This is a genomic window from Ruegeria halocynthiae (assembly GCF_900106805.1).
Lineage (GTDB): Bacteria > Pseudomonadota > Alphaproteobacteria > Rhodobacterales > Rhodobacteraceae > Ruegeria > Ruegeria halocynthiae.
Genome location: NZ_FNNP01000005.1, coordinates 125,252 through 143,836, shown reverse-complemented (window position 1 = coordinate 143,836; position 18,585 = coordinate 125,252). Strand labels below are relative to the sequence as shown.

Genomic DNA, 18,585 nt, shown 5'->3' with positions numbered 1-18,585 from the left:
AAAATGAACGCCAGAAAAGGAAAACCCCGCGGATTGGGTCGTGGATTATCGGCTCTTATGGCAGACGTAGCCCCCGAAGCGGAAGGTCGTATTTTATCCGAATCTCGCCGTCCGGATCTTACGGTCCCGATCGAAAAGCTGCAGGCAAACCCCGATCAGCCGCGACGTAGATTCGCGCAGGAGCAACTGGATGAGCTTGCGTCCTCGGTTAAGGAAAAGGGCATTATCCAACCGCTGATCGTCCGGAGCATCGCGGGTGGTCAATATGAAATCGTGGCGGGCGAGCGACGCTGGCGAGCGGCTCAGATGGCGCAACTGCATGATATTCCAGTCATTGTTCGGGAATTCGATGATACAGAAGTTCTTGAGATTGCAATTATTGAAAACATTCAGCGGGCAGATCTGAATGCAGTGGAAGAAGCGGCTGGTTTCAAGCAATTGATGGATCGTTTTGGCCACACGCAAGAAAAGCTGGCCGAGGCGTTGGGCAAAAGCCGCAGTCATATTGCCAACTTGTTGCGGCTGTTATCCTTGCCGATGGACGTACAGACATTGGTGATCGAAGGTAAATTATCCGCAGGTCATGCACGGGCGCTGATTACAGCAGAAGATCCTTCGGAACTGGCCAAACAGGTTGTTCGTGAGGGGTTGTCAGTGCGCACGACAGAGGCGCTGGTTAAGAAGCAACAAGGTGGGCCCGAAAAGGCGGCGCCAAAGTCGAGAAACTTAAATGTGGGAAAAGATGCGGACACGCGCGCACTTGAGAAGGATTTGTCGGCGATTCTGGCGATGAAGGTGACCATCAATCACAAGGCTGGGTCAGAAGCTGGGCAAGTGGTGCTGGCATATGAAAATCTTGATCAGCTGGATGATCTCTGCGCCAAACTCAGCCGTTAGGCCGGGTCCAAATAAAAGTCATGACCCCGCTTAACACAATCGCCTGAATAATCAGGACATGTGATGGCACAGAAAGCAAAGCCGACAGGCCAAACACGGCGGCGATCGATAGGGTGGCTGCCCTTTTTGCACCCGGGCTTATGGCGCCCGAGCTTTGCCAGTTAACAATCATAGGCCCGAAGGTACGGTGGCTCAGCAGCCAATTGTGCAATCGGGATGATGAGCGGGCGAAGAAAAAAGCTGCCAACAGCAGAAATGGTACCGTTGGGAGCAGAGGCAAGACAATCCCGATCATAGCCAGCGCGACACATAGCAACCCCAATCCAGCCCAGAGATATTGCATCTGTTACTCCAATAGCTCTCGGATCACTGCATTGAGCACGGCGCGACCTTCCGCGGTGGCGCGTAATCTGTTTTCATCAACCGAAATCATGCCTAATTCAATCAATGAGCCGAGCCTTCCCTGGGGTAACTTCTTACCAGATAATGCTTCGTATCTGTCTATATATAGGCCTTCTTTCAACCTGATACACATCATAAGGTATTCAGAAGCTTGTTCCTGAGCGCTTAGTTCTGATCGGCAGTTTTCACCACTTTCGTTTGCGACAGCAGCCAGCCATTTGGCCGGGGACAGGTGGGTTTCAGTCGCGTATTTTCGACCTGCCTGTGTGATCCGCCCATGCGCGCCCGGTCCGATACCAACGTAATCACCATAGCGCCAATACACCAAATTATGCCGCGATTCCGCGCCGGGACGGGCGTGGTTGGAAACCTCATAGGCGGGCAACCCATGTGCTTCGCAAATTTCCTGCGTGGCCAGATACATGTCCGCGGCATTGTCATCTTCAGGCAGGCCGCGCAATTTACCCACTGCGTAGCGGTCGCCAAAGGCTGTGCCATCTTCGATGGTCAGTTGGTAGAGAGACAAGTGGTCGATAGCCATCGACAGTGCTTCGATCAGTTCCGCGCGCCATGCGTCCAGACTTTGGTGCTGTCGAGCGTAGATCAGGTCAAAGCTGACCCGATCGAAACAAGTCCGGGCAATGTCGAAGGCGGCGCGTGCTTCAGCCACGGTATGAATGCGGCCCAAACGGCGCAGATCGTCGCCGTTAAGCGCCTGGACCCCCATCGAGATGCGGTTCACCCCGGCATCGCGATAGGCTGAGAAGCGACCAGCCTCAACTGAACCGGGATTGGCCTCAAGCGTGATTTCCATGTCGTTGGCCGGGCGCCAAAGGGCACGGGCTTCATCGATTACGGCAGCAACCGTTTCAGGAGCCATGAGCGAAGGCGTGCCTCCGCCGAAGAAGATCGTGTTCAACACCCGCTCCGGCGTTTCCGCGGCCGAGCGATGCAACTCACTTAGGTACGAGTTAAGCCATTGTTTTTGATCTATATTTTTTGAAACATGGCTGTTGAAGTCGCAATAGGGACACTTGGCCTCGCAAAAGGGCCAATGCACATACAGGCCAAAGCCCCCGTTGCGCCAATCATCCACCAAAGCAGCGTTTCACGAACATTTCCACCGCGCGGCCGCGATGGCTGATCTTGTTCTTTTCCCAGCGATCCATTTCCGCAAAGGTAATGTCGTGCCCCTCGGGGACAAACATCGGGTCATAGCCGAACCCGTCTTTGCCGCGAATGGGCCAGGTCAGATGACCGGGCGCGATACCTTCGAACACTTCGTCATGTCCATCAGGCCAAGCCAGCACCAGAGTGCAACGGAACTGTGCCGTACGTGGATGCGGGGCGCTTTTTGCCTCTAGCTCGGTATGGGCGCGGGTCATGGCCATAAGGAAATCCCGGCCATTGTCGGTTTCGGCCCAATCAGCGGTGTAAACACCCGGCGCGCCGTAAAGCGCATCGATGGTAATGCCGGAATCGTCCGACAGGGCAGGCAGGTCAGTCGCCTTGGCGGCGGCATGGGCTTTGATCCGGGCGTTACCGACGAACGTATCCTCGGTTTCTTCCGGTTCGGGCAGGTTCATTTCACCTGCGCCGACAACTGCAACGCCAAAGGGCTCAAGGAGATGCGCCATCTCCTCAAGTTTTCCCTTGTTATGGGTGGCGACCAGCAGCCTGTCCCCGTCGAACTTGCGGGTCATGCGGTAGCGACCTTTTGGGCAGCGGCCAGCTCGGCCACGCCTTTTTCAGCCAGATCCATCAGTTGATCCATCTGAGCGCGGCTGAAAACCGAACCTTCAGCAGACATCTGAACCTCGATCAGTTTGCCCGAGCCGGTCATGATAAAGTTGCCGTCCACGCCGGCTTCGCTGTCTTCGGGGTAGTCAAGATCCAAGACCGGTTGTCCCGCATAAATTCCGCAAGAAACGGCCGCAACAGGGTCTACCAAGGGGTCTGTGATCACATCGCCGGTCTTCATCAGCTTGTTCACCGCCAGACGCAGCGCGACCCAGCCACCGGTGATCGAGGCGCAGCGGGTACCGCCATCGGCTTGAATCACGTCGCAATCAACGGTGATTTGACGTTCGCCTAACGCAACACGGTCTACACCAGCCCGCAGGGCGCGACCGATCAAGCGTTGGATTTCCACGGTGCGGCCACCTTGCTTGCCACTGGCGGCCTCACGCCGCATCCGGGTATTGGTCGCGCGGGGCAGCATCCCGTATTCGGCGGTCACCCAGCCAAGGCCTGAACCCTTGATGAAGGGCGGCACACGATCCTCGATCGTGGCAGTACACAGCACATGGGTGTCACCCATCTTGATCAAGCAGGAACCTTCGGCATGTTTGGTGAAGCCCGTCTCGATTGAAACGGCGCGCATTTCGTTTAGATCACGTCCTGAGGGTCGCATGGAAAATCCTTTGTTTGCTGTTTTGGGGATAACGCCCCGTAGCATTACGATGCAACCCCGATTGACCTTTCTTGCGCCTGCTATTTAATGACAATCCAGCAGGGGACCGCTGATGAGTGAAGCGAGCAAAATTCTGAGCGAGATGAACGACCGGTCACGTGAAGTGTTCCGGCTGATTGTCGAAAGCTATCTGGACAGTGGTGAGCCGGTCGGCAGTCGCACTCTGACCCGAACTTTGTCAGAAAAGGTCAGCGCGGCAACCGTGCGCAATGTGATGCAGGATCTGGAGTTTCTGGGTTTGCTTGACAGCCCGCATGTCAGTGCAGGCAGGATTCCGACGCAGCAGGGGCTGCGGATGTTTGTGGATGGGTTGTTGGAAGTCGGCGATCTGGGTGCGGATGATCGGCAAAAACTGGATGATACATTAGGCCCTAACGCGGGCGATGTGGGCGGAATGCTGGATCGCGTGGGCTCGGCCCTGTCACATGTATCACATGGTGCATCGCTGGTACTGACGCCCAAGCATGAATCCGAGATCAAGCATATCGAGTTTGTGTCGTTGGCCCATGACCGTGCGCTGGTTGTTCTTGTGTTCGCCGACGGCCACGTAGAGAACCGTCTCTTTACTCCGCCGCCGGGTCAGACGCCCAGCTCGATGCGTGAGGCTGCGAATTTTCTGAATGCGCTGATCGAGGGGCGGACACTCAGCGAAGTGCGCCGCCAGATGCAAAGCCAGATCGACACGCGAAAGCAGGAAATCGATGTGCTGGCGCGGGAAATGGTCGAAAGTGGCATTGCAGCGTGGGAAGGGGATGGCAGCGACTCGGCCCGATTGATCGTGCGCGGACGGGCGAATCTGTTGAATGAACCGGGCCAGGCAGAGGAGCTTGACCGAATCCGCACCCTGTTTGACGACCTTGAGCGCAAACGTGATATCGCGGAATTCCTTGAATTGACCGAAGATGGCGAAGGTGTGCGCATTTTTATTGGCTCTGAGAACAAACTTTTCTCACTTTCGGGTTCCTCTTTGGTGGTGTCTCCATATATGAACGCTGATCGTAGGATAATTGGTGCGGTTGGGGTCATCGGGCCCACACGTCTGAATTATGGACGCATCGTGCCGATCGTGGATTATACGGCGCAACTGGTCGGCAAGCTGATTTCCGACCGGAGCTAGAGGGTAAGAGATGGCAGAGCCCAAGAACGAAGATTTTCTGGACGATATCGCAACCGCGGAGGCGGAAGAGCTGGCGGAAGAAATCGCGGAATTCAGTGACGAAGCACTTGAACTGGATGAGTTGCGCGCCGAGCGGGACGATTACAAAGACAAGTTCATGCGCGCATTGGCGGACGCAGAAAATGCGCGCAAGCGCGGCGACAAGGCGCGCCGGGATGCGGAACAGTATGGCGGATCGAAGCTGGCCCGCGACATGCTGCCGGTTTACGACAATATGAAACGCGCGCTAGAAGCCGCGACCGATGAGCAAAAAGAGGTGGCTGGCCCACTTCTGGAAGGCATTGAACTGACGATGCGGGCGCTGAAGGACGTATTCCAGAGACACGGGATTGAAGTGATCACACCCGAGGTTGGGGATCGGTTTGACCCCAACGTGCATGAGGCGATGTTCGAGGCACCTGTTCCCGGGACGCGGGCGGGGGATATCATTCAGGTCTCAGCTGAAGGCTTTATGCTGCATGACCGCCTGCTGCGCCCGGCGCAGGTGGGTGTATCTTCGACGCCGGCGAACTGATTGGCTTCAAAGAAGCCAAGCCTTCGGCGAGGGTACTTTTGAAAAGATGAGGGGGCGGTCAGGTTTTGGCCGCCTCTTTCAATTTATAGATCAGATCCAGTGCCTCACGCGGGGTAAGCTCATCTGGAAGCACATTGTCCAACATGTCTGTCACCGGCGAAGCCTTGACCACAGGTGGAGGCATCGGGGCCGCTGCAGAGAACAGAGGCAGATCGTCAATCAGCGCTTTTTGTTTTCCGCCTTCTCGTTCTGTTTTCTCCAGTTGATCCAGGACGATACGAGCACGTTCGACAACTGACGCGGGCAACCCGGCCAATTGCGCGACTTGCACACCATAGGATCGGTCGGCCGCGCCTTTGTGAACTTCGTGCAGGAAAATGACCTCGCCTTCCCACTCTTTCACAGCAACGGTGGCGTTTTCAACGCCGCCCAGATTCCCGGCTAAGGCTGTGAGTTCGTGGTAATGCGTGGCAAACAAGGCGCGGCATTGGTTGGCCGCGTGCAGATGTTCCAACGTGGCCCACGCAATGGATAGGCCGTCATAGGTGGCTGTGCCCCGCCCAATCTCATCGAGGATGACCAGCGCGCGGTCATCCGCCTGATTTAGGATGGCAGCGGTTTCGACCATTTCAACCATGAAGGTCGATCGACCCCTGGCCAGATCGTCCGAGGCGCCGACACGGCTGAACAACTGGCTGACCAGACCGATATGCGCCTGTTCCGCCGGGACGTAGCTGCCCATCTGTGCCAGTAGCGCGATCAACGCGTTCTGGCGCAGGAACGTTGATTTACCGGCCATGTTGGGACCGGTCAGCAGCCAGATTGCCGCCCCGGTTTCAGCGCTCAGTTCGCAGTCATTGGCGATGAAAGCATCACCGCTTTGTTGACGCAGGGCGTGTTCGACAACCGGATGGCGCCCGCCCTGAATGTCAAAGGCGCGTGAGGTGTCGACCTGAGGGCGGGACCAGTTTTCACCCCGCGCCAGATCGGCCAGTGCGGTGGTCAGATCCAGCTCGGCCAGTCCGCGGGCGGCTTGATTTAACCGTGCGGCGAGATCAAGAATTGCGCCAGAAAGCCTTTGATAGAGCCGCTTTTCGACCTCCAAAGCCAAATTCCCAGCGTTTAGAATGCGGGTTTCGATCTCGGACAGTTCCACGGTGGTAAATCGCACCTGATTGGCGGTGGTCTGTCGATGGATATAGGTTTCGCTGAACGGTGGGTTCAGCATTTTCTCGGCATGGGTTGCCGTGGTTTCGATGAAATAGCCCAACACATTGTTGTGCTTGATCTTCAGCGAAGTGATGCCAGTGTTTTCCGCGTATTTCTGCTGAAACCCGGCGATGACTGATCGGCCTTCGTCGCGCAGGGTGCGAGCTTCGTCCAGCTCGCCATCATAGCCCGGGGCAATGAACCCTCCGTCTCGGGCCATCAATGGGGGCTCCGCAACCAGGGCTTCGTTGAGCAGGTTCAGCAGGTCATCGAAACCGGTCAGGTTTTGCAGGGCAGTGGCCAAAAGAACCGGCAATTCTTGATCAGAACAGAGTTCAGCGATTGCGGCGGCCTGTGTCAGGCCGTTACGAATGGCGGCAAGATCGCGGGGACCACCACGATCCAGTGACAGGCGGGACAGGGCGCGATCCAGATCCGGGGTCTTGCGCAGGGCGTCTCGCAGGTCTGTGGCGATCAAGCTGTCCTCGGCAACAAAGCTCACCGCATCAAGCCGGGCGTGGATCACATCCAGGTTGCGCGAAGGGCTAGACAGCCGTTGCTCTAACAAGCGTGCGCCGCCGGGTGTCACAGTGCGGTCGATAACAGACAACAGCGAGCCAGCGCGCCCACCGGAAAGGGATCGGGTCAGTTCCAGATTGCGCCGGGTGGCGGCGTCGATCTGGACCACCCGGTCCTCGGATTCCTTCAGCGGCGTTTGCAGAAGGGGCAGTTTGCCCTTCTGGGTTAGTTCCAGATAGCCGATCAACGCACCCATGGCCGAAACCTCAGCGCGTCCAAAGTTGCCAAAGGCGTCTAGCGCGCCCACGTGAAACAGGCCGCAGATGCGTTTTTCAGCCGCAGTGCTGTCAAAACTGGCGCGCCCAACCGGAGTCAATGAGATACCTAAATCCATGACAGGCTCAGTCAGCTTGTCCTGCACGCCATCGGCCACGATCAGTTCAGAGGGCGCCAGCCGGGCCAGTTCGGGGCTTAACCGGACTGAGGTCAAGGGCATCACGTGAAACGCCCCGGTCGAGATGTCAGCCCAGGCCAGTGCAGCCTCATCCCGAACCTCGGCATAAGCGGCCAGAAAATTGTGGCGGCGCGCCTCAAGCAAGGCGTCTTCGGTCAGGGTTCCAGGGGTGACCAAGCGCACAACATCGCGCTTTACCACCGATTTAGAGCCTCTTTTCTTGGCTTCAGCCGGGCTTTCCATCTGTTCGCAGACGGCGACACGAAAGCCTTTGCGGATCAGCGTCAGCAGGTACCCTTCGGCAGAATGTACGGGTACGCCACACATTGGAATATCTTCACCATTGTGCTTACCGCGTTTGGTCAGGGCAATGTCCAGCGCCTCGGCCGCATTCACAGCATCCTCGAAGAACATCTCGTAGAAATCACCCATGCGATAAAACAGCAGGGCGTCCGGGTGGGCTTCCTTAATCTCAAGGTACTGCGCCATCATTGGCGTGACTGTGGACAAATTGGGCCCCCTTCTGGCGTATTCCGGTGGCGACCTTACAAACCCGGTCCCCGCGACGAAAGGTGAAAAGTATTCTCGTTGAGGCGCGGACTTGCCTGCGCTATGAGGCATCAGCCCTTAAGTCATGGAAACGACCGATAAGATGCCCAAAGCGAAGATTACCAAAGAAGAGGCGCTGGCCTTTCACCTGGACCCCACCCCCGGCAAGTGGGAGGTGCAGGCCACTGTACCCATGACCACGCAGCGCGATCTTTCGCTGGCCTATAGCCCCGGCGTAGCTGTTCCATGTGAAGCAATCGCTGCTGCGCCCGAGACTGCGTATGACTATACCAACAAGGGCAATCTGGTTGCTGTGATCTCGAACGGGACAGCCGTTCTGGGCCTTGGCAACCTTGGCGCGCTGGGCTCGAAACCAGTGATGGAGGGGAAATCGGTCCTGTTCAAGCGGTTCGCCGACGTGAACTCGATCGATATCGAACTGGATACCGAAGACCCGGATGAGTTCTGCCGCGCGGTACGCCTGATGGGCCCGACCTTTGGCGGCATCAACCTCGAAGACATCAAGGCGCCCGAGTGTTTCATCATCGAACAGCGCCTAAAGGAAGAGATGGATATTCCTGTCTTCCATGACGACCAGCACGGGACGGCGGTGATCTGTGCGGCGGGCCTGCTGAATGCGCTGCAGATTTCGGGCAAGAAGATTGAAGATGTAAAAATTGTCCTCAACGGTGCGGGCGCGGCGGGGATTGCCTGTATCGAACTGCTCAAATCGATGGGCGCACAGCACGAGAATTGCATCGTCTGCGACACCAAAGGTGTGATTTATCAAGGCCGGACCGAAGGCATGAACCAGTGGAAATCGGCTCATGCAATCACCACCGAGCTGCGCACTTTGGAAGACGCCATGAAGGGCGCGGACGTGTTTCTGGGTGTGTCGGTCAAAGGGGCGGTGACGCAGGACATGGTTGCCAGCATGGCAGATAACCCGGTGATCTTTGCGATGGCGAACCCCGATCCCGAGATCACGCCGGAAGAGGCGCACGAGGTGCGTGTTGATGCCATCGTGGCAACGGGGCGCAGCGATTACCCGAACCAGGTCAACAATGTTCTGGGCTTCCCTTACCTGTTCCGTGGCGCGCTGGATATTCATGCCCGCGCCATCAATGACGAGATGAAGATTGCTTGTGCTCACGCACTGGCCAATCTGGCGCGTGAAGATGTGCCGGATGAGGTTGCCATGGCCTATGGCAAATCGCTGACCTTTGGTCGTGACTATATCATTCCCACGCCGTTCGATCCTCGTTTGATCCATCGTATTCCGCCGGCGGTTGCCAAGGCGGGTATGGATACCGGCGCGGCGCGGCGTCCGATCATCGATATGGAAGCCTATGAGCTGAGTTTGAAATCCCGCATGGATCCGACCGCTAGTATTCTGCGCGGACTGAACGCCCGGGCGCGTGCAGCGCAAAGCCGGATGATCTTTGCCGAAGGTGACGATCCCCGTGTTCTGCGCGCGGCCGTCATGTATCAACGCTCGGGCTTTGGTAAGGCTTTGGTTGTTGGGCGCCCGGATGAGGTTAAAGCCAGACTGGAAGAAGCCGGATTGGGTGATGCCGTGCGCGAGCTTGAGGTGGTGAATGCCGCCAACACCGCACATCTGGAGACGTACAAGGACTTTCTTTATCAGCGCCTGCAGCGCAAGGGCTTCGACCACAAAGATATTCACCGTCTCGCTGCGCGGGATCGACACGTCTTTTCCTCACTGATGTTGGCACATGGTCATGGGGACGGTCTGGTGACAGGCGCCACGCGTAAGTCGGCGCATGTTCTGGATCGCATCAACCATGTGTTTGATGCGGATGCAGCCAATGGCGCGGCGGGCGTCACAGCGTTGCTGCACAAGGGGCGGATCGTTCTGATTGGCGATACGCTGGTCCATGAATGGCCTGACGAGAACGATCTGGCGAATATCGCCGAACGCGCCGCTGCCGTGGCGCGCCATATGGGGCTGGAACCTCGTGCGGCGTTTGTCAGCTTCTCAACGTTCGGTTATCCGGTGTCCGAACGTGCCGAAAAAATGCATCGTGCGCCTGCGGTCTTGGATGCGCGCGGCGTTGACTTTGAATACGAAGGCGAGATGACAGTTGATGTTGCGCTGAACGTGGATCAGCAAGAAGCCTATCCGTTCCAGCGCTTGACCGGCCCGGCGAACATCCTGATCGTCCCGGCCCGACACTCGGCCTCGATCTCGACCAAGCTGATGCAGGAAATGGGTGGAGCTACCGTGATTGGCCCGATCCTGTCCGGTGTCGACAAACCGATTCAGATCTGTTCGACGGTTTCGACTGCGAATGACATTCTGAACATGGCCATCTTGGCCTCTTGCGATATTGAGTAAGTAATGACGATCTGGAACCTCGGCTCGATCAACGCGGATATGGTCTATGCGCTGCCGCATCTGCCGGAACCCGGAGAAACGCTGGCAGCAAGCGGGCTGCAAAGATTTCTGGGCGGCAAAGGTGCCAACATGTCGGTGGCTGCGGCCCGCGCGGGATCGCGGGTCTCGCATATCGGTGCGGTGGGGTCGGATGGCTTGTGGGCACGGGATCGGTTGATCGAATACGGCGTGGATACCCGGCACATCTCCGAAGTGGACGTACCGACCGGCCACGCAATCATTGCGGTGGATGCACAGGGCGAAAACTTGATCATTCTGTTTCAAGGGGCGAACCATGCCATCACGGGTGATCAGATTGGACAGGCTCTCTCGTCGGCCGTTTCAGGCGATTTGCTGGTGATGCAAAACGAAACCAACGCACAGATCGAAGCCGCAATTCTGGGCAGAGATATGGGGCTGACCGTCTGTTATGCGGCTGCTCCGTTTCAGGCCGAGGCGGTTCAGGTTGTTTTGCCCCATCTGGATTTCCTGATCCTCAACGAGGTCGAGGCCGAGCAATTGCAGGAGGCCACGGGTCTCGCGCCATCACATCTACCGGTCGAGCATGTGATCGTAACCTTCGGTTCAAAGGGTGCGCGGTACTATCAGCGGGGCAGTGATCCTCAGGTGTTTCCGGCCCACAAGGTCAGCGCCGTCGATACCACCGGGGCGGGCGACACGTTCACCGGATATGTTCTGGCGGGCATGGATCGGGGAATGCCAATGGCGCAGGCGATCTCACAAGCAAACCGCGCCGCGGCTTTGATGGTCACGCGGCACGGAACCGCTGATGTCATTCCGGATCTGAAAGAAGTGCGCGCCGCGCAGTTCGACTAGGAACCGGCAAACGGCGCGTCACTGCCCCACAACTGCTTGACACGGGCATCGCGACCGCAGGCTTTGCGATAGGCCTTATAGGCGTTCTTTTGGCGCTTTGGGCCAAATCGGGTCAGAACCAGTTTGTCGCCTTTGTAGTAATCCTGGTGATAGGCTTCCGCCAGATAAAAGGTTGCGGCCTGCAGGATCGGGGTGACCACAGTTTGCCCCAAGGCATTCTGCGCATCGGTCTTGGCCTGCTGTACAAGCGCTTTTTCCCCTGTGTTAGAGACAAACACAGCTGTGCGATAGCTTTCTCCGCGATCACAGAACTGGCCGTCTGCATCCGTTGGATCGACTGAGCGGAAGAACATGTTCAGCAGCGTTTCACGGGATACGCGCGCAGGATCGAAGGTGATTTGTACAGCCTCGTAATGCCCGGTGCCGCCTTTGGACACCTGATCATAGGTCGGACTTGCGGTCTTGCCGCCGGTGTATCCCGAAACCGCGCCGATCACGCCAGGCACGGATTCGAAATCGGATTCGACGCACCAGAAGCATCCACCAGCAACTGTCAGCGTTTCTGTTCCAGCCGCCGGGGCTGGCAGGGCGCGCAGCATTGCCGCCAGCAGGATCAGAACAAACAACAATGAAGGTTTTAGGTAATCGTGGTAAATGATCCGGGGCATGGCGTGTCTCCTTCGGGGACCAAGCTGCCCGCTGTTTCACGCTCATGCAATGCACTGACATGATTTGTCACGCGCTGGTGAGACGAGTTTATCGTCTAGCCCAGCAACTGCCCCAGCTTCATCGCCACACCCATATTGCCCGAGATTCTGAGCTTACCCAGTGCAACACCTGTCATCGGGTTCAGTTTGCCAGTCAGCAGTTTGGTCAGGTTGTCGCGGGAAATGCGGATGGTGCAATCGGTGTCGCGATCCTCAATCGAGGCGGTGTTATCTGCCAAAACGATTACGCCCTCGTCACCACAGTCGAACTTGAGCGAACCGTCGAAGGATTTGCCAACAAGGCTTTTCTGGATGTCGTCGGCCATAGCGCTGAGTGTCATTGAGATCTCCTCCCGTGATGCCATAGCGTTAGGGCGCGCGTGCGCGCCGGGCAAGGGGGAGGGATCAATGACCTCGGGTCAGTACATTCAGGTTTTCAATGCGATCCTCAAAACCGGGATGTGTGCTGAACCAGTCGTCCTGTTGATCCCCGTATTGGGCGGCCATCAGTTCAAAGAATTCGGCCAGACCACCGGGATCGAACCCCGCCCTTGAGGCCAGATCAACACCAAAACTGTCAGCTGACAATTCATGCTGGCGAGAGTAGGACAAAGAGAGGATCAGGTTGCCCTCAAGCAGGACTTCATCAAGGATCGGCCCGGTGTCGCCCGCCAGCAATCCGATTAACACGTACCCTCCGACCGAACGGTACATCTGATGCAACCCGTGCTGTTCTGCGACATGACCAATCTCGTGGCTCATCACTCCGACAATAGCGTCGGCAGAGGCCATCCTGACAAGATCGTCTGTCACAACGATTGTGCCATTCGGCAGGGCAAAGGCGTTGGGACCCATACCCGGAATGTGACGAAACTCTAACCGATAGGCGTGATCCTCAGCGGCGGAGCCCATGCTGGCCAGAAGACGTTCAAAGTTGCCCTGTAGTTCTGCCTTTTTCGCGTTGGACAATTCACTGGGATTGGCCATCAGCCGGTCCACCACCTGCATGACCCCGCTATCAATCGCCTCGACCAGCGGAGGTGGGGTTATCCACACGGCCAACGCAACCAGCAGAGACAACCCATATTTCCACGCGCCCCATGCGCCGGCCAGACAGGCCAGCGCGACTAGGATCAGTCTGGGATGATAGCGTTCCAGCCCATGCAGGACGGCGCCGCCACTGTCCCCGGTCAGATGTTCCAATGCTGCGTGATTGGGGGTCAAAAACAAAGTTCCGTCAGGAAAGTTGACCCGGCGCTCGGTCTGGCCCACACGCGGCTCGATCTGCAAATCTTGCGGGTCGCAGCTGGTTAAAACCTGGCCTTGTTCATCAATCAGCCAGGCGGTGTTGGTTCCGATCGCCAGCCTGACAGGTATCTCGCGCGAACTCAGTGCCGGATAGGCGCGCCCGGTGACGGATGCGCCGTTGTCATTTGATTGGTCAGCCACAATTCTAGACCGCTAGGCCGATATCGAACCCTTCGATATCACCATAAGCATCGCCGATGGCGCTTACATTTGCGGTGACATCACCAATGAAATCGTCCAGCGGCCCACCGGGAATAAAGGTTGTGTGGTTCGCCAGATACCGCACCCGGCGGACATGCGCCCATGGCAGCATCAGCCCCAGAGACAGCACAACAACCAGCAGGTTGGATACGGTGATCCAAAGCAGACGCAAGGCCGAGATATCGGAGTAGAAGCGGTGCTTTCCACCCAAAACAGTGTAGTTGTAAACCGTGTTGCGTACCATGGCGTGATAGATGACCGTGGCCGGAACAACTGCCAACAGCAAGAAGCCGTAGAGCGAGGCAATGGTTATCAGGGCTAGAAGATTCTCAGGATCGCTTTGCAGTGTCTGGAGTGCACTCAGAGTTGAAACGCCGAAGCCAAACACCGTCATTGCCAGCGTCAGCATACCGATCACCCAGGCCGCAGCTGCGAGAAACGCCTTATAGAACGGTGCAATCGGACTGTCGAAATACATCGGTGTTTTGCCGAAGGTGTGGCCATTCACATGAAACCGCTGGATAGTCCGCGTTACGAAAGGCCATGTTGTATACAACGTGAGTGCTGAAATGAGCGGATACAGGAAATAATTGGCCGCAGCCGACCCGGTGGTCCCGTGAAAATTGAACCGCACATTTGACCAGCTGGACACCCGCGCGTTGAACCGCAGCGATCTTACCAGCAGAAAGGGGATCAGAAACAGCAGCCCCAGCAGCAGAATCAGGCCCAACAGCGGAATGGCCGCCAGAATCGTGTAAGCTATGATCCCGACAACCACGATGATCCGGCCCAGCAGGATCTGCAATCCGGTGGCGTGATAGTCGAAACTGCGCCCGGCAACATAGGTGTTTTGGTAGAAATACTTCTTGGTTCGGACCTTGGCCCAGGCGCTGTAGATGCCCAGAGTGACAATCGACAACAACAAATTGACGATCCAGATGCCAAAATACTCACCAGCTGATCCCCGGAACTCAAATTCGGTCGGGGTGCCTTGTACTGCTTCGCTTTGCATTAATGCCTCAATCAGAGTGAAAAACGGGCTGATCCGTCAAATGGATCAGCCCGCTCATTATCAGCGATCAAATTGGCATTTCTGCGGCAAAGTTGCTTAATACGTTGTGTAATACAACTTTTTGGTGCGCTTATTTGCTCAGCCGTTTGTCGCGTGCGGCCAACAGTTTCAGGCGCAGCGCGTTCAACTGGATAAAGCCCGCCGCATCCTTCTGGTCGTACGCGCCAGCGTCTTCCTCGAAGGTCACATGTGCCTCAGAGTACAGCGAGTGATCCGACCAGCGGCCCACGGTCGAAGCCAGACCTTTGTACAATTTCACGCGCACGGTACCGGTGACATGTTCCTGAGATTTGTCGATGGCAGCTTGCAGCATTTCCCGTTCGGGCGAGTACCAGAAACCGTTATAGATCAGCTCGGCATATTGCGGCATCAATTGGTCTTTCAGGTGCATCGCGCCCCGGTCCATGGTGATGGATTCGATACCACGGTGCGCTTCCAGCAGGATTGTTCCACCGGGCGTCTCATAGATGCCGCGCGATTTCATACCAACAAACCGGCCTTCGACCAGATCGAGGCGGCCAATGCCATGCTTGCCGCCATATTCGTTCAGCTTGGTCAGGATGGTTGCGGGGCTCATCGCCTCGCCATTGATGCTGACCGCGTCGCCTTTTTCAAAGCCGATTTCGATAAATTCAGGCTCATTTGGCGCGTCTTCGGGGTGGACGGTGCGCTGGTACACGTAATCGGGTGCCATATCGGCGGGGTCTTCCAGAACCTTGCCCTCGGATGAGGTGTGCAGCAGGTTGGCATCGACCGAGAAAGGCGCCTCGCCGCGCTTGTCCTTGGCAATTGGGATCTGGTTCGTTTCGGCGAACTCCAACAGGCGGGTTCGGCTGGTCAGATCCCACTCGCGCCAGGGGGCAATCACCTTGATATCGGGGTTCAGCGCGTAAGCCGCCAGTTCGAACCGCACCTGATCGTTGCCCTTGCCGGTTGCGCCATGGGCGACAGCATCAGCACCGGTCGCTTCGGCAATCTCAACCAAACGCTTCGAGATCAGCGGGCGGGCGATCGATGTACCCAGCAGATACAGCCCCTCATAGACCGCATTGGCGCGGAACATAGGGAAAACGAAATCGCGGACGAATTCCTCGCGGATATCCTCGATATAGATGTTTTCAGGCTTGATCCCCAGCAGCTCGGCCTTCTTGCGGGCGGGCTCAAGCTCTTCGCCCTGACCCAGATCGGCGGTGAAGGTCACGACCTCACACCCATACTCGGTCTGCAGCCATTTCAGGATGATCGAGGTATCAAGGCCACCGGAATAGGCCAGAACAACTTTCTTGGGCGCGGACATCTGACTTCCCCTTATTCGTAAGACGATTGGCCCCTAGCGGGTTTTGGACGCGGGGGCAAGTTGTGAGGATTGACGCAGGGCAGGAATTGAGGTGAAACGGACGGATAGAGAACAAGGATTGGTTGAGAGGGCGGTTTTACGATGTTGGGATGGCAGATTTTTGTGCATTCGGTGCGGATGGTGTTTGGAAACCTGAAGCAAGTCCTGCAGATTACCGTTGGCCCCGCACTGATAGCGACAGTGGTCATCGTGGGTCTGGTTTTGGCACTTGGTATTCCGCTTGAGGCGTTTGATGAAAGCGTAGAGGGGTTACCACCGGGTGTGTCCGCGGGCTCATTCTTTATCTTTGTATGCGTTTTGCTGGTGGTGATATTCATCACGATGTTCTGGATTGCAGTGTCGTGGCACCGCTTCATCCTGTTAGAGGAGTATCCCACAGGAATTCTTCCGACATTCCGGTTTGACAGGATCCTCGCTTATTTCGGGCGTATTCTTATGCTGGGGATTTTGATGATGATCGCGTATATTCCGATGGTTTTGGTCTTTGCTGTATTGGGTGAGGGTCTCGCAGGGGTCTCGGTTATTCTGATGATTATCTACACTATTTTTCTGGTCATATGCTTTTACCGCCTGTCAATTATCTTGCCGGCGGCAGCGATAGGAAATCCTATCTCGCTCAGTGAAGCTTGGAACAACACAACCGGTGTTGGTGGATCAATTCTGCTGCTACTAGTCGTGGCATTTCTGTTCCAGGTTCTGGTGCAGCTGGTGTTCACAATGCTGGCAATCATACCAGTATTGGGAGTCTTGCTGACTGTGTTCTTCGGCACGCTTGTTTTGCCGATGATCAGTGTCAGCATCTTTACCACAATGTATGGCGTCTTCGTTGAGAAGCGCGCGCTAACTTAAGCTACGTACACATATGTATTCCTTGCCCTTTCAGCGATGATGGGGCAGGGAAGCCGGCATGAGTGATTTCATGACCCGTGCCCGTGCCGCCGAACAGGCGATGCGCTCTGTTTTCCCGGCAACCCCGTTGCAGCGGAATGCCCATCTGTCTGAGCGCTATGGGGCAGATATCTGGCTCAAGCGTGAAGACCTCAGCCCGGTGCGATCCTACAAGATCAGGGGCGCGTTCAACGCCATGCGCAAGCAACAGGGGCAAGAGCTGTTCGTCTGCGCCAGCGCGGGCAATCATGCGCAGGGCGTGGCTTATATGTGCAAGCATCTGGGTGTGCGGGGCGTGATCTTCATGCCGGTGACAACCCCGCAGCAGAAGATCCAGAAAACCCGCATCTTCGGCGGCGACAATATCGAGATTCACCTGACCGGAGACTATTTCGATGACACTCTGGCCGCGGCGCAAAGCTGGTGTGCTGAACAGGGCGGGCATTTCCTGTCCCCGTTCGACGACGATGACGTGATCGAGGGCCAAGCCTCGCTGGCGGTTGAGATTGAAGAGCAACTGGGCCGCGTACCGGATCATGTTGTTTTGCCGGTTGGCGGCGGCGGCATGTCTTCGGGTGTGGCGACTTGGTTCGGGGGCCGCTCGCATTGCCTGTTCGTGGAACCAGCAGGCGGGGCGTGTTTGCGCGCAGCGCTGGCGGCGGGGCATCCGGTGGCGCTGGATCATGTCGATACATTTGTGGATGGGGCGGCGGTGGGCCGGATCGGCGAGAAACCGTTCGAGTTGTTGAAATCGCGGCATCTGTCGGACGTGCTTACATTGTCCGAAGACCGCATCTGCGTCACCATGATCGAGATGCTGAATGTCGAGGGCATCGTTCTTGAACCGGCCGGCGCATTGGCGGTTGAGGCAGTAGGTGACGTGCAAAGCTTTGTGCGTGGCAAGACTGTGGTCTGCGTCACTTCGGGCGGGAATTTCGATTTTGAGCGTTTACCCGAAGTCAAAGAGCGCGCGCAGCGCTATTCCGGCGTCAAGAAATACTTCATCCTGCGCCTGCCGCAGCGCCCCGGTGCACTGAAAGAGTTTCTGGGCATACTCGGCCCCGAGGATGATATCGCCAGGTTCGAATACATGAAGAAATCAGCGCGCAATTTCGGTTCAGTCCTGATCGGGATCGAAACCCGCAAGCCCGAGAATTTCATGCGCTTGTTTGCGCATCTGGACGAGGCTGGGTTCACCTATACCGACATCACCGAAGATGAGACGTTGGCGCAGTTTGTGATCTAGCGCAGGTTTTCAGCCAAGCCGGCCTGAAACAGTGCTTTCGATTCGTCATAAGCTGAGAAAATCGAATCCAGATCGACGGCGCCGCTTTCACCCGAGGCCGCACGGCGTTCGCCATCCTGACACAGTTTCGAAAAGCTGTCGAAGCCGAGGCTCAGCGCGCTGCCCTTAAGGAAATGCAGGTTCTGCTCGATCTCGGTGAGGGCAGTGTCATTGCGCAGTCTGGTGATGACTTCCTGAACCTCCTCCAGAAAGATATCGACCACTTCGTCGAATTCATCGGCGCCGACCTCATCACGCAACTGTCTGACCCTGGTCCACTGAATCATGCAACCCCCTAGTAGTTGCACATTGGTACCTTGCTGGGGGTAAACACGGCG

At 56.8% G+C, this 18,585-nt stretch carries 18 protein-coding genes; 7 read left to right on the top strand and 11 right to left on the bottom strand.

Annotated elements, in window-relative coordinates:
- Positions 1-3 precede the first annotated feature (3 nt).
- The gene (locus BLU89_RS14295) at positions 4-897 is read left to right on the top strand and encodes a ParB/RepB/Spo0J family partition protein (protein WP_074737515.1); all 894 of its coding nucleotides are present in this window, start codon (positions 4-6) and stop codon (positions 895-897) included.
- Here BLU89_RS14295 and BLU89_RS14290 read toward each other — a convergent pair.
- The 4 genes from BLU89_RS14290 to rph are packed head-to-tail and all read right to left on the bottom strand — an operon-like array spanning position 887 to position 3,712.
- Positions 887-1,240, bottom strand: coding sequence for a YbaN family protein (locus tag BLU89_RS14290; protein WP_074737514.1), 354 nt, complete (start codon positions 1,238-1,240; stop codon positions 887-889). The genes BLU89_RS14295 and BLU89_RS14290 overlap by 11 nt on opposite strands.
- Before the next feature lie 3 nt (positions 1,241-1,243).
- Positions 1,244-2,395 (bottom strand): radical SAM family heme chaperone HemW, encoded by a 1,152-nt coding sequence (gene hemW / locus BLU89_RS14285; protein WP_074737513.1) that lies wholly within the window; start codon positions 2,393-2,395, stop codon positions 1,244-1,246.
- Complete coding sequence (gene rdgB / locus BLU89_RS14280; RefSeq protein WP_074737512.1) at positions 2,388-3,002, bottom strand: RdgB/HAM1 family non-canonical purine NTP pyrophosphatase; 615 nt, start codon at positions 3,000-3,002, stop codon at positions 2,388-2,390. Before rdgB ends, hemW begins: the two co-directional genes overlap by 8 nt.
- Positions 2,999-3,712, bottom strand: a complete 714-nt coding sequence (gene rph, locus BLU89_RS14275; RefSeq protein WP_074737600.1) for a ribonuclease PH — start codon at positions 3,710-3,712, stop codon at positions 2,999-3,001. The genes rdgB and rph overlap by 4 nt, the downstream gene beginning before the upstream one ends.
- A gap of 112 nt (positions 3,713-3,824) precedes the next feature.
- Here rph and hrcA point away from each other — a divergent pair, with 112 nt between their 5' ends.
- Positions 3,825-4,889 (top strand): heat-inducible transcriptional repressor HrcA, encoded by a 1,065-nt coding sequence (gene hrcA / locus BLU89_RS14270; protein ID WP_074737511.1) that lies wholly within the window; start codon positions 3,825-3,827, stop codon positions 4,887-4,889.
- A 10-nt stretch (positions 4,890-4,899) separates the two neighbouring features.
- The gene (locus BLU89_RS14265; RefSeq protein ID WP_074737510.1) at positions 4,900-5,463 is read left to right on the top strand and encodes a nucleotide exchange factor GrpE; all 564 of its coding nucleotides are present in this window, start codon (positions 4,900-4,902) and stop codon (positions 5,461-5,463) included.
- 58 nt (positions 5,464-5,521) lie between these two features.
- Here BLU89_RS14265 and mutS read toward each other — a convergent pair whose 3' ends face one another.
- Positions 5,522-8,137, bottom strand: a complete 2,616-nt coding sequence (gene mutS, locus BLU89_RS14260; RefSeq protein WP_074737509.1) for a DNA mismatch repair protein MutS — start codon at positions 8,135-8,137, stop codon at positions 5,522-5,524.
- A 160-nt stretch (positions 8,138-8,297) separates the two neighbouring features.
- Here mutS and BLU89_RS14255 point away from each other — a divergent pair, with 160 nt between their 5' ends.
- Both BLU89_RS14255 and BLU89_RS14250 read left to right on the top strand, forming a co-directional pair.
- Positions 8,298-10,553, top strand: a complete 2,256-nt coding sequence (locus BLU89_RS14255; RefSeq protein ID WP_074737599.1) for an NADP-dependent malic enzyme — start codon at positions 8,298-8,300, stop codon at positions 10,551-10,553.
- A gap of 3 nt (positions 10,554-10,556) precedes the next feature.
- Positions 10,557-11,429 carry a ribokinase gene (locus BLU89_RS14250; RefSeq protein ID WP_074737508.1) on the top strand — a complete coding sequence of 291 codons (873 nt, stop codon included), beginning with the start codon at positions 10,557-10,559 and terminating at the stop codon, positions 11,427-11,429.
- On the opposite strand, the gene msrA is transcribed toward BLU89_RS14250, so the two are convergent.
- From msrA to BLU89_RS14225, 5 genes are all read right to left on the bottom strand, one after another.
- Positions 11,426-12,097, bottom strand: coding sequence for a peptide-methionine (S)-S-oxide reductase MsrA (gene msrA, locus BLU89_RS14245; RefSeq protein WP_074737507.1), 672 nt, complete (start codon positions 12,095-12,097; stop codon positions 11,426-11,428). The genes BLU89_RS14250 and msrA overlap by 4 nt on opposite strands.
- 95 nt (positions 12,098-12,192) lie before the next feature.
- The gene (locus BLU89_RS14240) at positions 12,193-12,477 is read right to left on the bottom strand and encodes an SCP2 sterol-binding domain-containing protein (protein ID WP_074737506.1); all 285 of its coding nucleotides are present in this window, start codon (positions 12,475-12,477) and stop codon (positions 12,193-12,195) included.
- Between the two features lie 64 nt (positions 12,478-12,541).
- Positions 12,542-13,585: a M48 family metallopeptidase gene (locus tag BLU89_RS14235; protein WP_074737505.1), complete on the bottom strand. Its 1,044-nt coding sequence runs from the start codon at positions 13,583-13,585 to the stop codon at positions 12,542-12,544.
- 4 nt (positions 13,586-13,589) lie between these two features.
- Positions 13,590-14,657: a YjgN family protein gene (locus BLU89_RS14230; RefSeq protein ID WP_074737504.1), complete on the bottom strand. Its 1,068-nt coding sequence runs from the start codon at positions 14,655-14,657 to the stop codon at positions 13,590-13,592.
- Positions 14,658-14,787: 130 nt separating this feature from the next.
- Positions 14,788-16,014: an argininosuccinate synthase gene (locus tag BLU89_RS14225; protein ID WP_074737503.1), complete on the bottom strand. Its 1,227-nt coding sequence runs from the start codon at positions 16,012-16,014 to the stop codon at positions 14,788-14,790.
- Positions 16,015-16,155: 141 nt separating this feature from the next.
- Between BLU89_RS14225 and BLU89_RS14220 the strand changes: the two genes are divergently transcribed.
- Together BLU89_RS14220 and ilvA are read left to right on the top strand one after the other, a co-directional pair.
- Positions 16,156-16,923 carry a hypothetical protein gene (locus BLU89_RS14220; protein WP_074737502.1) on the top strand — a complete coding sequence of 256 codons (768 nt, stop codon included), beginning with the start codon at positions 16,156-16,158 and terminating at the stop codon, positions 16,921-16,923.
- A gap of 58 nt (positions 16,924-16,981) precedes the next feature.
- A complete protein-coding gene (gene ilvA / locus BLU89_RS14215; protein ID WP_074737501.1) occupies positions 16,982-18,208 on the top strand; it encodes a threonine ammonia-lyase IlvA in 1,227 nt (408 codons plus the stop codon).
- Here the strand turns inward: ilvA and BLU89_RS14210 are convergent.
- Positions 18,205-18,534 (bottom strand): Hpt domain-containing protein, encoded by a 330-nt coding sequence (locus BLU89_RS14210; RefSeq protein WP_074737500.1) that lies wholly within the window; start codon positions 18,532-18,534, stop codon positions 18,205-18,207. The two genes, ilvA and BLU89_RS14210, sit on opposite strands and share 4 nt — an antisense overlap.
- Positions 18,535-18,585 lie beyond the last annotated feature (51 nt).